The 16,587-nt window shown below is 60.1% G+C and carries 19 protein-coding genes; 15 read left to right on the forward strand and 4 right to left on the reverse strand.

Annotation, left to right across the window (positions count from 1 at the left end):
* Positions 1-269: 269 nt before the first annotated feature.
* From YH62_RS07735 to YH62_RS07755, 5 genes are all read left to right on the forward strand, one after another.
* Positions 270-866 (forward strand): TetR/AcrR family transcriptional regulator, encoded by a 597-nt coding sequence (locus YH62_RS07735; RefSeq protein WP_046793565.1) that lies wholly within the window; start codon positions 270-272, stop codon positions 864-866.
* Positions 863-2,095 carry an MFS transporter gene (locus YH62_RS07740; protein ID WP_082118286.1) on the forward strand — a complete coding sequence of 411 codons (1,233 nt, stop codon included), beginning with the start codon at positions 863-865 and terminating at the stop codon, positions 2,093-2,095. The genes YH62_RS07735 and YH62_RS07740 overlap by 4 nt, the downstream gene beginning before the upstream one ends.
* On the forward strand, positions 2,092-2,778 hold the full coding sequence (locus YH62_RS07745; protein WP_046793567.1) for a hypothetical protein: 687 nt from the start codon (positions 2,092-2,094) through the stop codon (positions 2,776-2,778). Before YH62_RS07740 ends, YH62_RS07745 begins: the two co-directional genes overlap by 4 nt.
* A 218-nt stretch (positions 2,779-2,996) precedes the next feature.
* Entirely contained in the window at positions 2,997-3,716 is a 720-nt protein-coding gene (locus tag YH62_RS07750; protein ID WP_046793568.1) for a glyoxalase superfamily protein, read from the forward strand.
* Between the two features lie 53 nt (positions 3,717-3,769).
* Positions 3,770-4,234, forward strand: coding sequence for a shikimate kinase (locus tag YH62_RS07755; protein ID WP_046793569.1), 465 nt, complete (start codon positions 3,770-3,772; stop codon positions 4,232-4,234).
* Positions 4,235-4,625: 391 nt separating this feature from the next.
* On the opposite strand, the gene YH62_RS07760 is transcribed toward YH62_RS07755, so the two are convergent.
* Positions 4,626-5,594 carry a GlxA family transcriptional regulator gene (locus YH62_RS07760; protein WP_046793570.1) on the reverse strand — a complete coding sequence of 323 codons (969 nt, stop codon included), beginning with the start codon at positions 5,592-5,594 and terminating at the stop codon, positions 4,626-4,628.
* 184 nt (positions 5,595-5,778) lie between these two features.
* On the opposite strand from YH62_RS07760, the gene YH62_RS07765 reads away from it, so the two are divergent.
* A complete protein-coding gene (locus YH62_RS07765; RefSeq protein ID WP_046793571.1) occupies positions 5,779-6,609 on the forward strand; it encodes an alpha/beta hydrolase in 831 nt (276 codons plus the stop codon).
* Between the two features lie 453 nt (positions 6,610-7,062).
* On the forward strand, positions 7,063-7,791 hold the full coding sequence (locus tag YH62_RS07770) for a class I SAM-dependent methyltransferase (RefSeq protein ID WP_046793572.1): 729 nt from the start codon (positions 7,063-7,065) through the stop codon (positions 7,789-7,791).
* 312 nt (positions 7,792-8,103) lie between these two features.
* Here the strand turns inward: YH62_RS07770 and YH62_RS07775 are convergent, their stop codons facing one another.
* On the reverse strand, positions 8,104-8,997 hold the full coding sequence (locus tag YH62_RS07775; protein ID WP_046793573.1) for a LysR family transcriptional regulator: 894 nt from the start codon (positions 8,995-8,997) through the stop codon (positions 8,104-8,106).
* A gap of 105 nt (positions 8,998-9,102) precedes the next feature.
* Here YH62_RS07775 and YH62_RS07780 point away from each other — a divergent pair, with 105 nt between their 5' ends.
* The 8 genes from YH62_RS07780 to rpiB all read left to right on the forward strand — a co-directional run bounded on the left by YH62_RS07780 (position 9,103) and on the right by rpiB (position 14,884).
* Entirely contained in the window at positions 9,103-10,005 is a 903-nt protein-coding gene (locus tag YH62_RS07780) for an NmrA family NAD(P)-binding protein (RefSeq protein ID WP_046793574.1), read from the forward strand.
* Positions 10,006-10,007: 2 nt separating this feature from the next.
* Complete coding sequence (locus YH62_RS07785) at positions 10,008-10,271, forward strand: DUF2798 domain-containing protein (protein ID WP_046793575.1); 264 nt, start codon at positions 10,008-10,010, stop codon at positions 10,269-10,271.
* A gap of 253 nt (positions 10,272-10,524) precedes the next feature.
* On the forward strand, positions 10,525-10,767 hold the full coding sequence (locus YH62_RS07790; RefSeq protein WP_046793576.1) for a hypothetical protein: 243 nt from the start codon (positions 10,525-10,527) through the stop codon (positions 10,765-10,767).
* 52 nt (positions 10,768-10,819) lie between these two features.
* A complete protein-coding gene (locus YH62_RS07795; protein WP_046793743.1) occupies positions 10,820-11,572 on the forward strand; it encodes a FadR/GntR family transcriptional regulator in 753 nt (250 codons plus the stop codon).
* A 35-nt stretch (positions 11,573-11,607) separates the two neighbouring features.
* Complete coding sequence (locus YH62_RS07800) at positions 11,608-12,600, forward strand: TRAP transporter substrate-binding protein (protein WP_046793577.1); 993 nt, start codon at positions 11,608-11,610, stop codon at positions 12,598-12,600.
* A 67-nt stretch (positions 12,601-12,667) separates the two neighbouring features.
* Complete coding sequence (locus YH62_RS07805; RefSeq protein WP_046793578.1) at positions 12,668-13,135, forward strand: TRAP transporter small permease; 468 nt, start codon at positions 12,668-12,670, stop codon at positions 13,133-13,135.
* A gap of 9 nt (positions 13,136-13,144) precedes the next feature.
* Entirely contained in the window at positions 13,145-14,422 is a 1,278-nt protein-coding gene (locus tag YH62_RS07810) for a TRAP transporter large permease (protein WP_046793579.1), read from the forward strand.
* Positions 14,423-14,437: 15 nt separating this feature from the next.
* Entirely contained in the window at positions 14,438-14,884 is a 447-nt protein-coding gene (rpiB, locus tag YH62_RS07815; RefSeq protein ID WP_046793580.1) for a ribose 5-phosphate isomerase B, read from the forward strand.
* 144 nt (positions 14,885-15,028) lie between these two features.
* Here rpiB and YH62_RS07820 read toward each other — a convergent pair whose 3' ends face one another.
* Positions 15,029-16,282, reverse strand: a complete 1,254-nt coding sequence (locus YH62_RS07820) for a HipA domain-containing protein (RefSeq protein WP_046793744.1) — start codon at positions 16,280-16,282, stop codon at positions 15,029-15,031.
* Positions 16,275-16,586, reverse strand: coding sequence for a helix-turn-helix domain-containing protein (locus YH62_RS07825; protein ID WP_046793581.1), 312 nt, complete (start codon positions 16,584-16,586; stop codon positions 16,275-16,277). Before YH62_RS07825 ends, YH62_RS07820 begins: the two co-directional genes overlap by 8 nt.
* Position 16,587: the final 1 nt, after the last annotated feature.

Below are 16,587 nucleotides of genomic sequence, written 5' to 3' on the forward strand. Positions count from 1 at the left end.
CTCGGTCGGCGAATTTTTGGGAGGGGCTACGCTAGCCATCCACTCGAGCCTTCGGTGAACCTACTTCGTTTCCTCGCGCCTTTCACCGGTATCTTGCAATTGGCTTTTCCAGGGAAATTCGCCGAGCCGGGATAGTTCCCCGAAGAGGAAGGCGATGATGCTCGAGCATTCCTCCCTACTTCATCAAAACGCATCAAACCGGTTGACGGTGCTCAGGACTGATGTATTCTAGACTGATCAGTCAAACTATTAATTGAGCGAGGGCCCAGATGGCGCGCAAAGCCGATCCCGAACGGCAAGAGGCACGCCGCCAGGAGGTGGTGGCGGCGGCGATGCAATGCTTCGCAGAGAAAGGTATCCACGCCACATCGACGGCCGAGATTTGCAAGGCTGCCGGCATGAGTGCGGGCAACCTCTTCTACTATTTCCCGAGCAAGGACGCGATCGTGCAGGCGATTGCCGAATACGACCGGCGCGACATGACCATGACCTTCGAGGAGGCAAAGGCGCACGCCGATGCGATCGATGGCATCATGTTCATCCTCGACGCCTCGCTGACCCAATCCGGCGATCCGATCTTCGCCCGCCTCAGTCTGGAAATCGCAACCGAAGCCACCCGAAACCCTGCGGTGGCCGCCATGTTCGTCGGCCACGAAGTGCTGATGATCGAAGCCTTCTGCGCGCTTCTCGAGCGCGGCGTCGGGCAAGGCACGGTCGATCCTGATCTAGATTTCGAGAAGGCCGCGCTCTGGCTGATTGCTATTGCCGAAGGGGCAATCGGCCATGTCGTCCTTGGCCGCCCGTTTGATCCCAGGACGCACCACGATATCCTCGCCCGTCTCGTCAAACGCTTTCTCGCGCCATGACCCAAAACGATGCGGGCGTAACATTGCGGCGGCGCTTGCCCTTGTTTGGCGTAATGGCGGCAGGCGCATTCTCGATCTTCGGGAATGCCATAGCCGGCCTGACCTTGCCGTGGTTCATCCTGTCGCTCACGGGCAGCGCCACATGGATGGGCGTTGCGGCCGCAGCCAGCATGAGCGCGCTGGCGCTCGGATCGCTGTTCGGCGGACCGCTGATCGACCGCCTGGGTACGCGCGCCATGGTTGTAACTGCCGACATGGTCAGCGCCGCCAGTGTCGCGACCATCCCGCTGCTTTTCCTGACAGGACACATAACGATCGGGATCGTCATAGCGCTGTCGGCGCTCGGCGCCCTCATCGACGGACCTGGCATGGCGGCAAGCGATGGCCGCTATCCCGAACTCGCGCGGCTCGCCGATATCCCCCTTGAGCGCGTGACGGCCATCGACGAGTTGATTGAAAACGGCGCCACAATCCTCGGGCCGCCGATCGCCGGCGTCGTGATCGGCCTTTTTGGGATCGCGCCCGCCCTATTTATTACCGCATCCTGCTCCCTGATCGCCGCCACCCTCGCCTGGTTATCGTTTCCAAAGCGATCCCGGCCCAGCAACGGCAAGTCAATCGGCTTCCTGGACGGCGCCCGCTTCCTCATCGACGATCCGGCATTGCGGCTCCTGCTCATTCTGTCGATGGCGGTGGTCGCCGTCTTCGGCGGTCTCAATGCCGTCGTCATGCCCGCCCTGTTCGGAAGCGCTGGGAAGACGGCGCTTAATCTCGGTGCCTTCCTCACCGTCGCAGGCTGCGCCGCAGCAGTCGCAGCTTTGAGCTTTGCTCGCTGGGGGCCACACCTCGATCGCCGCCTGGTTGTCCTTGCCAGCCTTGCCGGGACATCCATCGGTCTCATCCTCATGGCTGTGACAGGCTCCGGTCTGCCGCTGTTCGTCGCGGGAGCAATCCTTGGCTTGGCCACGGGCGCGCTCGCACCATTGGTGCGGACCATTATCATGCGCCGCGCGCCTGCCTCGATCCGTTCCAGCGTGATCGGCGCATCAACAGCCGCAGCGCTGGTGGCAACACCTCTTATGGCGCTGATCGCTGGCGTCATGGTCGATCGTTGGGGCGTCACTCCAGCTTTCGCCAGCTTCTCCGCGCTGCTTGCTCTCTTGTCGGTGGTCGCAGCGTTCAGTCCCCATCTGGCGCGGATCTCGCGTGGCTCTGGAGATCGGCCATGAGCGCAAACGCTGAACGCCTCCGAGGGAGGCCTCCTGCTTCGATCGAACTCAAAGCAGCGCTGTTCTTTTCAGTACTACTCGCGACGAGTTTTGGCCTTGGCGCTGCCACAAGCCTGGCGGGAGCGCTCGCCGGTTTCGTAATGATCGTGGCTTTGCCGGCGTTGGTCCTCACCCTGCTTGTAGGGACTGCGATCTTCTTGCTTCAAGGTATTCGGCTCGCCAGGAGGCCGGGCCGGGCCGTCGGTCTCCGCATCGCCAACATCGTTGTCGCTCCACTTCTTGGCCTCGGCGCTTTTGCCTTCGGCATGCCTGCCTTCTCGACAGGCTCTCTTGCTGGCGCCTGGCTGCGGCTGGTGGACAACCGCAGCCAGTACGAAGCGATCATCGCTTCGTCCGTATCCGGTCAGCGCAATCCAGCCGATGACCAGCATCGGGCCGAGCGACGCATCCGATTTATAGCCGACTCAGGACCACCGCTGCGTGTCGCCTTCGATCCGCAGGGCATTTTGGACAATTGGTCCGCGATCGTTTTCGACCCAACCCAGGTCGTCATGGGCGCCGCCGGCTTCGATCCTGCCTCTGGCAAGTTCGCCGCGCCGGACAGCATCACCAAACTCTTCGGTGGCGATCTCGTCCAGTGCCGCCGCCTTGGCGACAGTTACTTCTTTTGCAGCTTCACCTGAGGAAGGACGATGCAGCATAAACCTGAGTATTGCATCTCAACTGAAAAATCGACGTGCGCTCCTATTTTGAAATCGGTTCGTGCAACCGGCCGCTCGCGCCCCTCCGGGGATGGTGAATGCACGAGATTCCACGGCGTCACCTTCTTGTCGGGCGATCCGTCGGCAATGCGAGCACTGACACTTAAAACCGAGATCGCCCTCACCAAGAGGAACTAACCATGCAAAGTTTTCTCGACGCTAAGACTATGGCCAGGGCGCTTCGGCAGTCCATGTCGGAGCGAAAAGTGGAGTTGTCGCACAGCGAAGCCCTTGACATCGTGGCCCGACAGTTCGGGGTTGCTGACTGGAACGTCCTGGCGGCCAAGATTGGCACAGTGGCGCGCAAGGATAAGGCGCCGCTGGAGCTTCCCGTCAACTGGCTGGCCAACGACAACAGCGGCCGCGGCCTCTATCGTATGGGGCTCGATCCGGCCGAGCCCGGCACCGTGCTGATCGCGTGCAGTCTCGACCGGTCAGCCAGCATCGGTTCTGGTGAGGAAGACTTCGCAACGCTGATGCAGAGCATCAGCGCTGACGCCTATCGCGGCAAACGAGTCCGGTTCGCCGCCGCCCTCCGAACAGAGGACGCCGATGTCGGTTCGATCTGGCTTCGGGTGGATGATGCCGCCGGCGCCGTGTTGGCATTCGACAACATGATCGAGCGCAAGAGCGGCGCTCTTCACGGGACCATGGATTGGACAGTGCGCGAAATCGTCCTCGATGTCTCCGCAGCAGCATCGAGCATTCACTATGGGGTTCTGCTGCAGGGATTTGGAAACGTCCGAGCGCGCGATGTCGGCTTCGGCGCCTTGACCGGAAACGTGGCCACGACCGGTGGCCGGCCTCATTTGGAGCGCCCGGCCAATCTCGACTTCGATCGATACAGTCCAATTCGTTAGCCTGGGGAGGCAGGTGTGATCAGTCGCACCTGCCTCGACCGACTGATCAGGCCATGTTCCATGTCTCGATTGAACTCGTCGAACTCGGTGCAAGGGGATTCGACGCTGTTGACCTCGACACGACGGAGTGGTCGCACTGGGTCGATGTCGATCCGGCGGACACCCTAACACCAGCCACGGGCAAAGACTGGGTCTGGCGTGAGGACCAGGTGCGCGAGTTGCTGTCTGCGCCTCGTGAACGACCGCTGTTCGTCAGCGGCTGCGCTGCGAACATGGAACGGCTCTTTCCTTGGATCGACCGGATCGTCCTGCTGTCGGCTCCGCTTCCGACAATCCTTCAAAGGCTCGCCCAGCGCGGACCAGGCGCTTACGGCCACTCGGAAGAAGAGCGACAAAACGTGATGGCTCTGATTTTGAAGGTCGAACCGCTGCTCAGGGGCTCGGCCGACTTGGAGATCCAGACAACGAAATCGCTGTCGGCGACAGCAGAAGAGATCGCCGCTATCCTGGGAGATTGATGCTTCCAGATTGTCCTTGGACAAGCAGTTGGTAGATACGCGCCTGCGGCCGGACACGCTCCTTACGAACACGATCATGTTGTCATCGCTAGGAGCTGAGGCGTAGCAAACGAGTCCGACTTGCTGCCGCCGAGCAGCCGGGCACGATCTGCGGTTGGGCCTAGGTAAAAACCGTTGGAGAAGCCGGTCTCAGCGGCCACCGGCGTGTCGCTCATGCGTCGAGAGACCAATGCGAAATAGCTACGAGCAGGATTTTGTAAATCGAGCGGGAGCAACGTGAAAGCTCTTCTTGCGGGGAGCGCAACAGACATGCCTGCCTTCCGCGGCGTTCGACATATAGATCGGCAATATTGACCCTGCTGAGACCCCGGCGCGTCCATAAGGTGCAGATTTATTTGCCTGCGATGCCAAACTGCTGGCGATACGCCGCCGGTGGCCGCCCCGTCAGCTTCTGAAAGATCCTGCGGAATGCGGCCGGATCGGAATAACCCACCTCCCAGGCAATCCGGTCCACCGGGGTCAAGGTCCTCTCGAGCGCCTCGCGCGCCTTGGCGATGCGGACCTGCTGCAGGTACTCGACAGGCGTAAACCCGGTCGCTGCACTGAACCGGCGCAGGAACGTGCGGCCCGTCATTCCGGCTGCGGCCGGAAGGTCGGTCACGCCTTGCATCGTGGTGGCATGCGAATGGATGTAGTGTTGGCACTTGCGGATCGCATCGTCGTTATGGTCGAGGCGCGGTAGAAACTGGGCGAAGGGACGCTGGCTGTTCCGAGGCGGCTCGGTCAGCAGAAAACGTGCGGTGGCCAGCATCGTGGCCGGGCCGAGCAAGCGATCGACCAAAGTGAGGCCGAGATCTGCCCAGGCGAGAATTCCACCCGCGGTCATGATGTCGCCCTCGTCGATCACCATGTGCTCATCAGCCAACTGCACCTTGGGAAACCGCGCGGCGAGTTGCTGTGCAAAGGCCCAGTGCGTCGTGGCGCGGCGACCATCCATCAGCCCGGTTTCCGCCAGGACGAAAGCTCCCGCGCATACGGAACACAGGGTCGCACCTGCGGAATGCTGATCAAGGAGCCATGACGCTGCGCGAGGTGCGGGGGGCATGTGCTCCGGCATGATGATGCTCGGCGGCGCAATGACGTGAGTGAGCCTGTGGTTTGCTCCTGGATGGCTGTCCCAGATGCAGGTGACTTGATCGTCGTCCGCCTTCCAGTGCGAGACGCGGATGGCGCGCGGGTCGTCCCCCGACCACTCCCCCGCGATCCGGAAAAGGTCGGTCAATCCATAGATCGCTGCCAGCTGACATCCCGGATAGATCAGCAGACCGATGTCGGCCACCAGCTTCGCAGTTTTTGCCATTGTCTATTTTGCCCCGACTATTGTCATTTCTGCCAAGCCCGGTCTGAAATACAGCGCCTATCTTGTCAACATCGATCAGAGAGGCAGCGCAACACACCAGACGCACACCGTTAACACGGGGCTGCTGAACTCCCCTTCTTGTCATGCAACGCATACCACCGCTCAAACCCAAGGAGACCTTATCATGGCTACCATCAAGACCCAGGACGGCACCAATATCTTCTACAAGGATTGGGGCCCTCGCGACGCCCAGCCCATCGTGTTCCACCATGGCTGGCCATTATCCAGCGACGACTGGGACAATCAGATGCTCTACTTCCTCGAACAGGGTTATCGGGTTATCGCCCACGATCGCCGCGGGCATGGACGTTCCGATCAGACCGACACGGGCAACGAGATGGACACCTACGCCAATGATGTGGTCGAGCTGGCCCAAGCCTTGGACCTGAAGAATGCGATCCATATCGGCCATTCTACGGGTGGTGGCGAAGTGGCCCGTTACGCGGCACGGGCCGAAAAGGGCCGCATCGCCAAGGCCGTATTGATCGGCGCGGTGCCGCCCGTGATGGCCAGGTCCGCAAACAATCCGGATGGCATTCCGGTCGAGGTGTTCGACGGCTTCCGTGCCGCGTTGATTGCCAACCGTGCGCAGTTTTTCCTGGACGTCCCGTCCGGCCCGTTCTTCGGGTTCAATCGTGAGGGCGCCAATGTCAGTCAGGGCCAGATCCAGAACTGGTGGCGGCAGGGCATGATGGGCGGCGCCAAGGCGCAGTACGACAGCATCAAGGCCTTCTCGGAAACCGATTTCACCGAGGACCTCAAGGCCCTTTCCATCCCGGTCCTGCTGATGCATGGCGAAGACGATCAGATCGTTCCGATCGAGAACTCGGCTCACAAGGCGATCAAGCTGCTGAAGAATGGTACGCTGAAGACCTATCCTGGCCTCTCGCATGCACCTTTTGCGACACATCCGGAGCTGATCAACGCGGATTTGCTGGTTTTTGCCAGGGCCTGATCAACTCGCGCGAACAGGGGACGGATACCCGCCCGTCCCCTGTTGTATTATTCCCGACCCGCAAATCGGCGTCGTAGCGGAACCCTAAAATTGCAATGATGAGGTGGGCCGCCGCGCCGGTGCAGACATTGAAGCATGCGGCTATCGATCTCCGACCGCTATCCCTACGCCAGCGGCGAGGGTACGCGCCGCGCATGGTGTCACTCCATGGGCCTAATGTTCACGTGTTCCCGAGGTTGCTTGCAACTGGAGCACTTTCCCGATAGAAAGCCCACATGCGCGAAAGCCCCGCTTTGATTGTTGCCCGGCTGGCCTGCATCCCAAGAGGCGGGATGCAGGAAACTCGGTTGCGCTCCTAAGGGGAGCGTCGCGCGGTTCCTTGGCCCTGCCGGAAACGGACGGGGCCTTTTATTTTGTCTGCGCTCCGTCGGCCGGCCCTAATCGGAGACAGACATGGCTCAAAATATCTATGACATTGCAGAATTCTACGAAGGTTACAGCACCCTGCCGCGCTCGGTGCATGGGCTGAGTGGCGCACCAGAGTGGCCGTCCGTGAGAGAATTGCTGCCAGACATCGCCGGAAAACGTATTGTCGATCTTGGCTGCGGTTTCGGGTGGTTCGCGCAGTGGGCGGCGGCTCAGGGCGCAACTTCGGTCCTCGGCCTCGACTTGTCAGAAAACATGCTCGCGAAAGCGAGGGCGGAAACAACCCATGCCGGAGTCCGATACGAGCGAGCCGACTTGGACACTTTAACGTTGCCAGCCGCGGCATTCGACCTTGCCTATTCGTCACTCGCATTTCACTATGTGCAAGACTTCTGCCGGCTTGCAGGTACGATCTATCGCTCCCTCCTTCCCGGGTCGCATTTCGTCTTCACAATCGAGCATCCGATTTACATGGCCTCCGCATCGCCGGGTTGGATGCTCCGGCAACAGGAAACTCGCACCTGGCCAGTCGATCACTATGCGGAGGAAGGCGAGCGGCGAACGGACTGGTTCGCGAAGGGCGTCGTCAAGTATCACCGCCGGCTTGCCACGACAGTGAATGCACTCGTTGACGCAGGGTTTTCGATTCGCCACTTAAACGAATGGTCTCCGACCAGCGCTCAATTGGAAGAGCAGCCGGCGCTGATTGATGAGATGGAGAGGCCGATGATACTGATCGTCGCGGCTCAGACCTAAGCACAGTGTTTTGGGCTCACCGGCCACGAAGGAGAACCTGGCCGGTGACTCACGCAGCAAAGTCGCGGCTCTCCCGATCCATGCCTCCGGGAGACGCGCACCTCTGGCGACCCCACGCCGAGCGTCATGAAAATGCGTCCCGCCTTGCCACCGGCAATCAGCTGACTGTGGACAGCGGTGGCTTGGGACCACGCCGCACTCAAGTGCCCTGGACCACACATGCTCACGTGCTCCCACAATCACATATCTACACATGTATCGCGGATATCCGGCGCTCGAGAGCCGATTCAGCCACTCATCGCGACGCCCACCTCAAAGACCCTCTAGTGACAGTCGTTCGGCGAGCAGGTCTACGAACGCGCGTACCTTAGCCGGCGGATATTTGTTCTCTTGCCAAAGCACATGGATGGGGACTGGCTCCGGCTCATAATCCTCCAGAACGGTCAGCACGTCACCGTTGTCGATCATGTGCTTGATTTGCCAGAGCGGAGAGTAGCCCAAGCCAAGTCCGCACCGCACGGCGCTGTATATGCCCTCCATCGAGTTGCAGCGAAACGAGCCACTTACGCTGAATTTTCGTGGCCGGCCGCCTGCCCTGAAGGTCCACTGTCCGGGATGCCTGTCTACCGTTCGGACCACGCAGCAATGGTCGCGCAGTTCTCCTGGATGCTTCGGTATCCCGCGCTCCTTCAGGTAGGAGGGCGCCCCGAACACCACTCTGCGCAAAGCTCCCAGCCTCTTTCCTTGAAGACCGGAGTCCGGCAGTTGCGCGATGCGCACGACCAGATCAAATCCCTCGGCCGCCAGGTCGACAAACGTATCTGTCAATTGAAGATCGACCTCGATCTGCGGATAGCTTCGCATGAACTCTGCGATGATCGGCACCAGGAAATCCGGCCCGAAAAGCGTCGGGGCTCCAATTTTCAGAAGGCCCCTCGGTTCCAGCCGCCGGTCGGAAATCTCCAATCGTGCCTCGATGATATCCGTCAACGCAGGCTTGACGCGCTGATAGAAAGCTTGCCCCGCCTCATTCGTCCTGCATTGGCGTGTCGTCCGATGGATAAGTTCGATGCCCACGTCATGCTCCAGCGCGCCAAGAGATCGGCTGACGGCCTGCAAGGACCGGCCCAGCTTTCTCGCAGCGCCAGTCAGACTGCCTGCCTCGATGATCGCGACGAATGTTTCAAGATCTTCTATTCGGCTCATCACATAATCTCGAACTCGTTGATTAAGACTCACACCTTCTACGCATTGTCTCGCTTACTGAAATAATTAATTTGGCGCCTCAATCAACAATGAAAGGCGGATGCGATGACAAAAGGAGCTCAGACAGTTCTTGCAGTGGGTGCGACGGGGAAGTTCGCGGGATATGTTGTCCCGGAGCTCGTCAAGCGAGGCGCCAAGGTGCGGGCGCTGGTCCGCGGTCCGGCGCAAGCTGATGCGGCCAAAGCCGCCGGTGCAACGGACGTGGCCATCGGCGATCTTCGGGATTCCAGGAGCCTGGCGAACGCCGTAGCCGGGGTGGATGGTATTTTTCACATTGGGCCGGCATTCGCCCCGGACGAAGCAACGATGGGTGTCGCGTTGGTTGACGCCGCGCAGCGCGCAGGGGTGTCGAAGTTCGTGTTCTCGTCGGTCATCCAGCCGACCAACACACGCCTGAAAAACCACGCGAGCAAGATCCCGGTTGAAGAAGCGCTGTATTCGTCCCGGCTGGAATACACCATCCTGCACCCTGCGAACCTCATGCAGAACATCGGATTCGCATGGCAATCCATTCTGCAAACCGGGCAGTTCTCGGAGCCGTTCCCAAGAGACGCCAGTATCGCACGGGTAGACTATCGTGACGTCGCGGAGGTTGCAGCGATCGCCCTCACCGGGCCGACGCTTACCTACGCCACCCTTGAGCTCGCTGCCGGCATGCACAGCCGGACCGAGGTCGCTGCGATAATGACAGAAGAGCTCTCCCGGCCAATCAGCGCCGAGGAGTCTACATTCGGAGAGTGGGTCGCGGCATCGAAACTCCCATACGACGAGAGCCAGTTACAGCTTCTTTCGAAGGTTCACGAGCACTACGCGAAGTACGGTCTCGGCGGGAACACTCTCACCCTGCGGGCCGCCTTGGGACGAGAGCCAAGATCGCTGCGCCAATACATCCGTCAGCTCGCACTACAGACATCGATTTCCTCCAGCCGGACGACACGAAGCCAATGAGTATGCCGAACACCCAATCTCGACCCGCCCGCCGGAAGCTCTCTCCAAAGTACGGATGGATCGTCATGCCACTCGTACTCTCAATATTGATGTCTGCCGTGGTGTCGGCGGTATCGACGGCGATGACCGTCGGTGCCATCACACAATTTGGTTCTCGCTGGCCAAATGCCTGGCTGGTGTCGTGGGTGGTGGGCTTTCCAACCCTCATCATCGTGTTGCCCGTCGTGCGGCGGATCGTAGCGGCCATCGTCGAGCAACCGAGATGAGGAAAACGTGCCATCTCCTCACCTCGCGCGAGTGGCCCCGACCCCAGGTGGCGAGGCTAAACTGACGAGTTGAACGGCTTGGCAAATCGTTTCATCGGCTCCTCAACAAGCAGACCGCCCTCCAAACGCCTAACTGCAGGATAGCGCTCATCCGCCTGAAGCGGATGGGCGTCTTCCTATAGCGAGGTGGTTTCGGCCTCGCTGTGGCGCCCTCACCCGTGCGGCGCGCGTCCGGATCGACCTCGCAGCAGGGTTGGACGCATCCAGCAAGCAGGGCAAGGTACCTCCCAATGAGGTGATCATCGAGATCACTGGAAAGCGCAAAAGTGGAGAGTCCGGTCGGTTCCGGTATGAGCTCGCTAATCCAGATGGCGCCGCCGCGATGAGCGCACGCGGCGCCGCCGTCGCCATCGAAACCCTGCTCGGTCTCGTTGGTCGCAGTTCGAAAACGGGCCTGTTCCTTCCCGAGATGCTGATCTCCGCTATAACGAGTTGACAGTGATTTTAAGTGGTGATTGAGTGGTAATACCACTGGAGGCCACTTGAACGTGAACTCACTTGTCGTAGACGCACCTGCAGACCTCGCCGGCACGGAGAAGGTGCTCGCCTTCTTTCGCGAGCAGCTTCTCTCCGGTGCTCTACGTGAGGGCGATCGCCTTCTAGGCGAGCGCGAGCTGGCACTGGCGCTGGGAGTCTCAAGGCCGGTCCTTCGAGAGGCTCTACGATCGCTTGCAAATCTGGGCTTCCTCGACATCCGCCATGGCAAGGGCGCCTATGTCCGCAAAGCCGACATGGCCGTCATCGGAGACTTTCTAACCTTCTGTCTCGCCCAGCAGCCCGACATGATGGACGACATCATGCAGGCCCGTATTGCCATCGAGTGTCAGGCCATCCGTCTGGCGTGCGTGCGGGCGACGGACGGGGATTTGTCGAGGATCGGCTCCCTCCTCACACGGCTCCTGGATACGATCCATGACGTGGATGAAGGGGGCGCTGCCGATTTCGCCTTCCATATGGCATTGGTCGAAGCCAGTCGCAGCCCTGCGCTCGTCACCATCTACCAGTCGATCGCCACGCTGCTGAAGCGCAGCCACGTCCAACGCCGCCTCGAGACGAGCGAAACAGCCGGGATCCTGGACTATCTCGTGGAGGCCCACCGGGAAGTGTACCTCTCCGTGCTCGCTCGAGATCCGGATCAGGCGGAAGACAAGCTTCGACAACACTTCGCCATTGGCGATGAGCTTCGACGAAAGAGCTACATCGCGGCATTCACGAAAAAAGACCTGCCGAAGGAGGAGTGACGCAGGCCTGCTCGATTACAAGGGAGGAGAAGGAAATGCTGAACATCTCTATCAAGGGGGCGGTGGCCGCCCTCGCCATAACTGCTTCGCTTGCCGGTACCCAGGTTGGGGCTGCCGAACTGCGTTACGCCCATGTCGGTGCGGAGGGAGATATCCAGACGGTCTTCGCGGCACAGGCTGCGGATGGTATCAAAACGGCCACCAATGGCGAGGTGACCGTCACCGTCTATCCTGCAAGTCAGCTTGGCGGCGTCGCCGAGATGGTCGATGGCGTTCGAATGGGATCGATCTCCATGGGCCATCACGATTTCGCATCCCTCGGCAAGCTTGTACCGGAAGTCGCCGTCTTCAACGCGCCGTTCATCTATCGTGACGGAGCACACGCGCTTGCCGCCACTGATCCAGAATCGTCGCCAGCGCTCCAGGCGATCAATGAGAAGCTCGTCGCCCAAGGCGTGCGCATCATCGGCCGCATCTACCGTGGTGATCGGCACATTTCATCGAACTTTCCGGTGAAGACACCGGCGGATCTGGCCGGCAAGCCGTTCCGCGCCGTACCGCTGGAGCTCTGGGTTTCGATGGTCAAGGGGTTTGGCGCCATTCCGACGCCAGTCGAGGTCGCGGAACTTCCGACAGCCCTGATGACAGGCGTCGTGGTCGGGCAGGAGAATCCGCTGACGATGATCGCATCGAACAATCTCAACGAGGTCCAGTCGCACCTGGCCATGACCGGGCACATGCGTGCGGTCCTTGCGGTGTTCGTGAACGAGGAGGTCTGGCAGGGCCTCACCGACGAGCAGCGCGCCTCGATCACTAAGGTGCTGGATGAAGAAGCTGACAAGTCGCTTCAGATGGCGACGGAGTCCGAGGCCAAGCTCGTCGAAGATCTGAAAGGGCGCGGAATGACCGTCATCACGAAGGCAGACGGTCTGGACGTGGCCGCTTTTCGTGAAAAAGTGAGCGCCCAGATAAAGCAGGATTTTCCAGACTTCGAACAGCTGCTCGGCCAGATCGAAGCCGTCAAGTAAATCTGCATCGAGGGGTGGCCGTGCGCTGCCCCTCAATTCGCCTTACCGCTTTCATGGAGTTTGCCAGATGCGTCTAGCCGAACGCGTCCTGACCGCCGTCGTCGCCCTGCTGACTGCCGGACTGGTTCTCGTACCGACCGCTCAGGTCGTCATGCGTGGCGTCTTCACGCTACCCTTCATAGGCGCAGAGGAACTGACACGATTCCTGCTGATCTGTCTGGTCTTCTGCTCATATCCCCTCGTCGTGCTGAAGGGCGAGAATATCGTCATGGGCGAAATCAAGGCTGCGCTTCCCGTCCGCCTGCGCCGGATCGTCGATATCAGCATCTCCATCAGCGCGATCGCCATCACGGGATTCCTGGCCTGGGTCACGGTTTCCAACATTTCCAAAAACCTGGCGAACGCCACGCCGACGCTCGGCATTCCCTTCTGGCTGTTCCTAGGCGCCACGGCCTTCGGATTCGCCGGCGCCGTCCTGGTCCACCTGATCCACCTGCGCAAACCGCCGCAGGCGGACACAAATATCGCTGTGTGAGGTGCGATCATGGGATTCCTTGTGGTCATCGCTTTCCTCGGTTTATTCATTCTCGGGTTTCCGGTCGTCTATGCCATTCTGCTGCCATCGATCGCCTATGTGCTGATCGAAGGACTGCCTCTCGGGTTGCTGGCCCAACGCATTACCTACGCCCTGGATTCGTTTCCCCTCGTCGCCGTCCCGCTCTTCATCTTCGTCGGCAATCTGATGAACCTCTCCGGGATTACCGACCGCATTTTTCGCTTTGCCTACACCCTCGTCGGTCGTGTTCCCGGCGGCCTGGCGCAGGTAAACGTCTTTGGAAGCCTGATCTTTTCCGGGATGTCGGGGGCTGCACTGGCGGATATCGGTGGACTTGGTCGCATCGAGATCGACGCAATGAAGAAGCGAGGCTTCGATCCCGCCTTCGCCGGCGCGGTAACGGCCGCCTCCGCAACCCTTGGACCGATCTTCCCGCCTTCCATCCCGCTGATCGTCTACGGCTCGGTGACGAGTGTTTCGATCGTGCAATTGCTGATCGCGGGCATCATGCCGGCTATCGCATGTACGATCCTGCTAATGCTGACTGTTCTGATCGTCGCCATGCGGCACCGCCATCCACGCGCGGAACGCTGGCCGACAGGACGTGAAATCGTCGAAACGCTCCTGCCTGCCCTACCTGCAATTATCGCACCGGTATTCATGGTCGGCGGCATGACCGCCGGCGCCTTCACGCCGACGGAGGCGGCTGCGATCACGGCTGTCTATGTCATATTCATCAGTGGCGCGTTCTACCGCGAACTGACCGTTGCGCATCTTTGGAACTCCGCAGTTCTGACAGCGCGAAGCTCCAGTGCGATCCTCATTATTGTGGCCGCGGCAGCCCTCTTCGGCTGGATCCTGGCAGTGGAACAGGTGCCGCAGACGTTCGCATCGGTTCTGCTGGGCCTTTCAAAAGACCCGCTGATGCTGCTGATCATTGCCAACCTCATCTTCTTTGTTGCCGGCATGTTCCTGGACTCCACGACTGCGACCCTCTTGCTGGTGCCGATCATCGCGCCACCGCTCGTGATGGCCGGAGTCGACCCGGTGCAACTCGGCATCGTCACGATCTTCAATCTGATGATGGGTCTTTTGACGCCGCCGATGGGGCTCTCGCTGTTTCTCGTATCCGACATCGCCAAGGTTTCGGTTCGGGCGCTGCTGCGTGCCCTCCTGCCCTTCTATGTCCCGCTCCTTGCCACACTTGCTATCCTTACCTTTGCGAAGGATTTCACGCTGTGGCTGCCCCGTCTCATTGCTCAGTAACTCTGGAGGAACGAAATGCGCATCGTCATCGGCTCCGATCACGCCGGCTTCCCGCTCAAATCCACCATTATCGACCACATCAAGTCACTCGGGCACGAGGTCACCGATGTCGGCTCCTATGATCCCAACCCGGTCGATTTTCCTGACGTGGCAAAGAACGTCACGTCCTCGATCATGGCCGGCGCAGCCGAGCGTGGTCTGCTGGTGTGCGGCACCGGCGTCGGCGCGTCGATAGCAGCCAACAAGGTCAAAGGGATTCGAGCCGCGGTATGCCACGACGTGCACTCGGCACATCAATCGGTGGAGCATGACGATGTTAACGTCATGTGCATCGGTGCCCAGATTGTCGGCGCTTGGCTGGCAAAAGACCTGGTCGCGGCGTATCTCGCGGCGGAATTCTCGACCGACGAGGACTTCCGGCGGCGAGTTCGCAAACTTGCGGAGATGGACGGGGACCGCTGATTTCTCTGCTGCCGCGTCAGGGTCTTTACCTGTGAACCAAACGGCCAAAACCACTGGCTGTCCGATACCTTCCTTTTTCCTGATCGTGAAAGGATAAGCTTAAAGGTATGCCATCCAGTTCCAGACCTACGACATGACGACAAGCTAGACCGCGCACGTGCCCAGGATCGGCGTCATCGCCTTTATATGCGTGTCGATCCGCTCGAGCACCTTTGCTGGAACGACCTCGCGCTCTGGCAACGACCACCAGATCTGGTTCACGCGCTCGACTGTTTCGGTCACTGCTTTGAGAACGGCAGCTTCCGGCAGACGCGCCCGATTGGCGAAGGTTTTCCATCGCTGCGCGTTCATTGCCTTGAAGGAGCGCTCGCCGGCGAGCGACAGCGCCATGACATCTGCCGGGATATAGGGAATGGTCGAGAGTACATCATAGACGGGCGCGAGTGCCGGCTTGTCCCCTACACCGCGGTAGATCAGCGACCAGTTCTTGAGGTGCATGTCCCCATTGCCGGTCATGGCCGCCAAAGCCAGGCGACGAACGAATTCAATCGCGGCCGTAGACGATACTGCGATGCCGAGAGCAGCGGCAATATCGTTATAGGCTGCACCTTCGTACTTGCGCGAAGGATAGATGCCGAACACCTGAGCGAAATCCTCGATATGGATACGCTCGCTGCCAGCGCCGCGATCGAAGCGTTTGACGAGCAGGACTTTTCCATCCGACAGCGTCTCGAACTCCTCAGGTATGCCCTCGAACTCCGATTGTTCGAGAAGCTCGCGTTCTGGCACGTCCATGCCGATCGCTTCCGCCAGAGCAAGATTGGCATATTCGTTTTCCGAGACACCGGGAAAGGATGTCGACGGAAACTTGGCAATATAGGAGCCCTGCTCATCCCCCAGTGGCAGTGTAAGGCCGCCACCCTTTCCTGTATTCTTGATAACAGAAAGCTTCATCTGCACGCCGGCGAGCGAAAACCGGGCTTTCGGTTTAAGATGCAACGGATCGTCGAGACGAGAAACCGTCCCTCCACTTGGCACGATGCGGACAGCACCCGGCAGATCCGACCCGAGCGCGATGAGTAGATCGAAATCATTCCCGGGGCGAACGCTACCGGCGTGGTGCTTCTCCATCGCCTCGCGCAGCTTGTCCTCCGGAAGAAGATTGGCAAAAAACGCGGGCAAGGCTCTGGCAACAGGCTTGGGGTCTTTGCGCAAACCTCCGGTGGCCGCGCGGAAGGACAAGCTCAGCACAGGAAAGCCACCCGTTGCGCGGTAGCTATCACCGAAGCTGAACGCAGTGAAGTCGCCTGGCGTTCTGACAATCGTGCCGATCTTCAGGTCGTTGAGTAGGACCTCAAGCGACGAGATGGATTTCGGATCGAGATACTGCTCAGGCATTTGCGCCGCCATCAGGGTTGGCGACGAAGGCAGGAAGATCGTCGTCCTCATCGTGCGGTCGCAGCAGAGCATCGACCGCCGGTACCATCGCCTGCGGGATGAGCATCAGTTCGAGCCCGAGCGCCCGCGCAATATTGATCAGGTTTGTCGTGCGGGCAGCGCTGCTCCCGACTTCGATGTCGCGATACCTTGGACGCGATATGCCAGCCATGTCCGCGACCTGTTCTTGAGTGAGAGCTAGGCGCTTCCGCGTGCCCTTCAAGAGACGACCGATCTCCACCAAAGCATCCGATTCCGACCCCATA

The sequence above is a fragment of the Rhizobium sp. LC145 genome, assembly GCF_001005825.1.
GTDB lineage: Bacteria > Pseudomonadota > Alphaproteobacteria > Rhizobiales > Rhizobiaceae > Neorhizobium.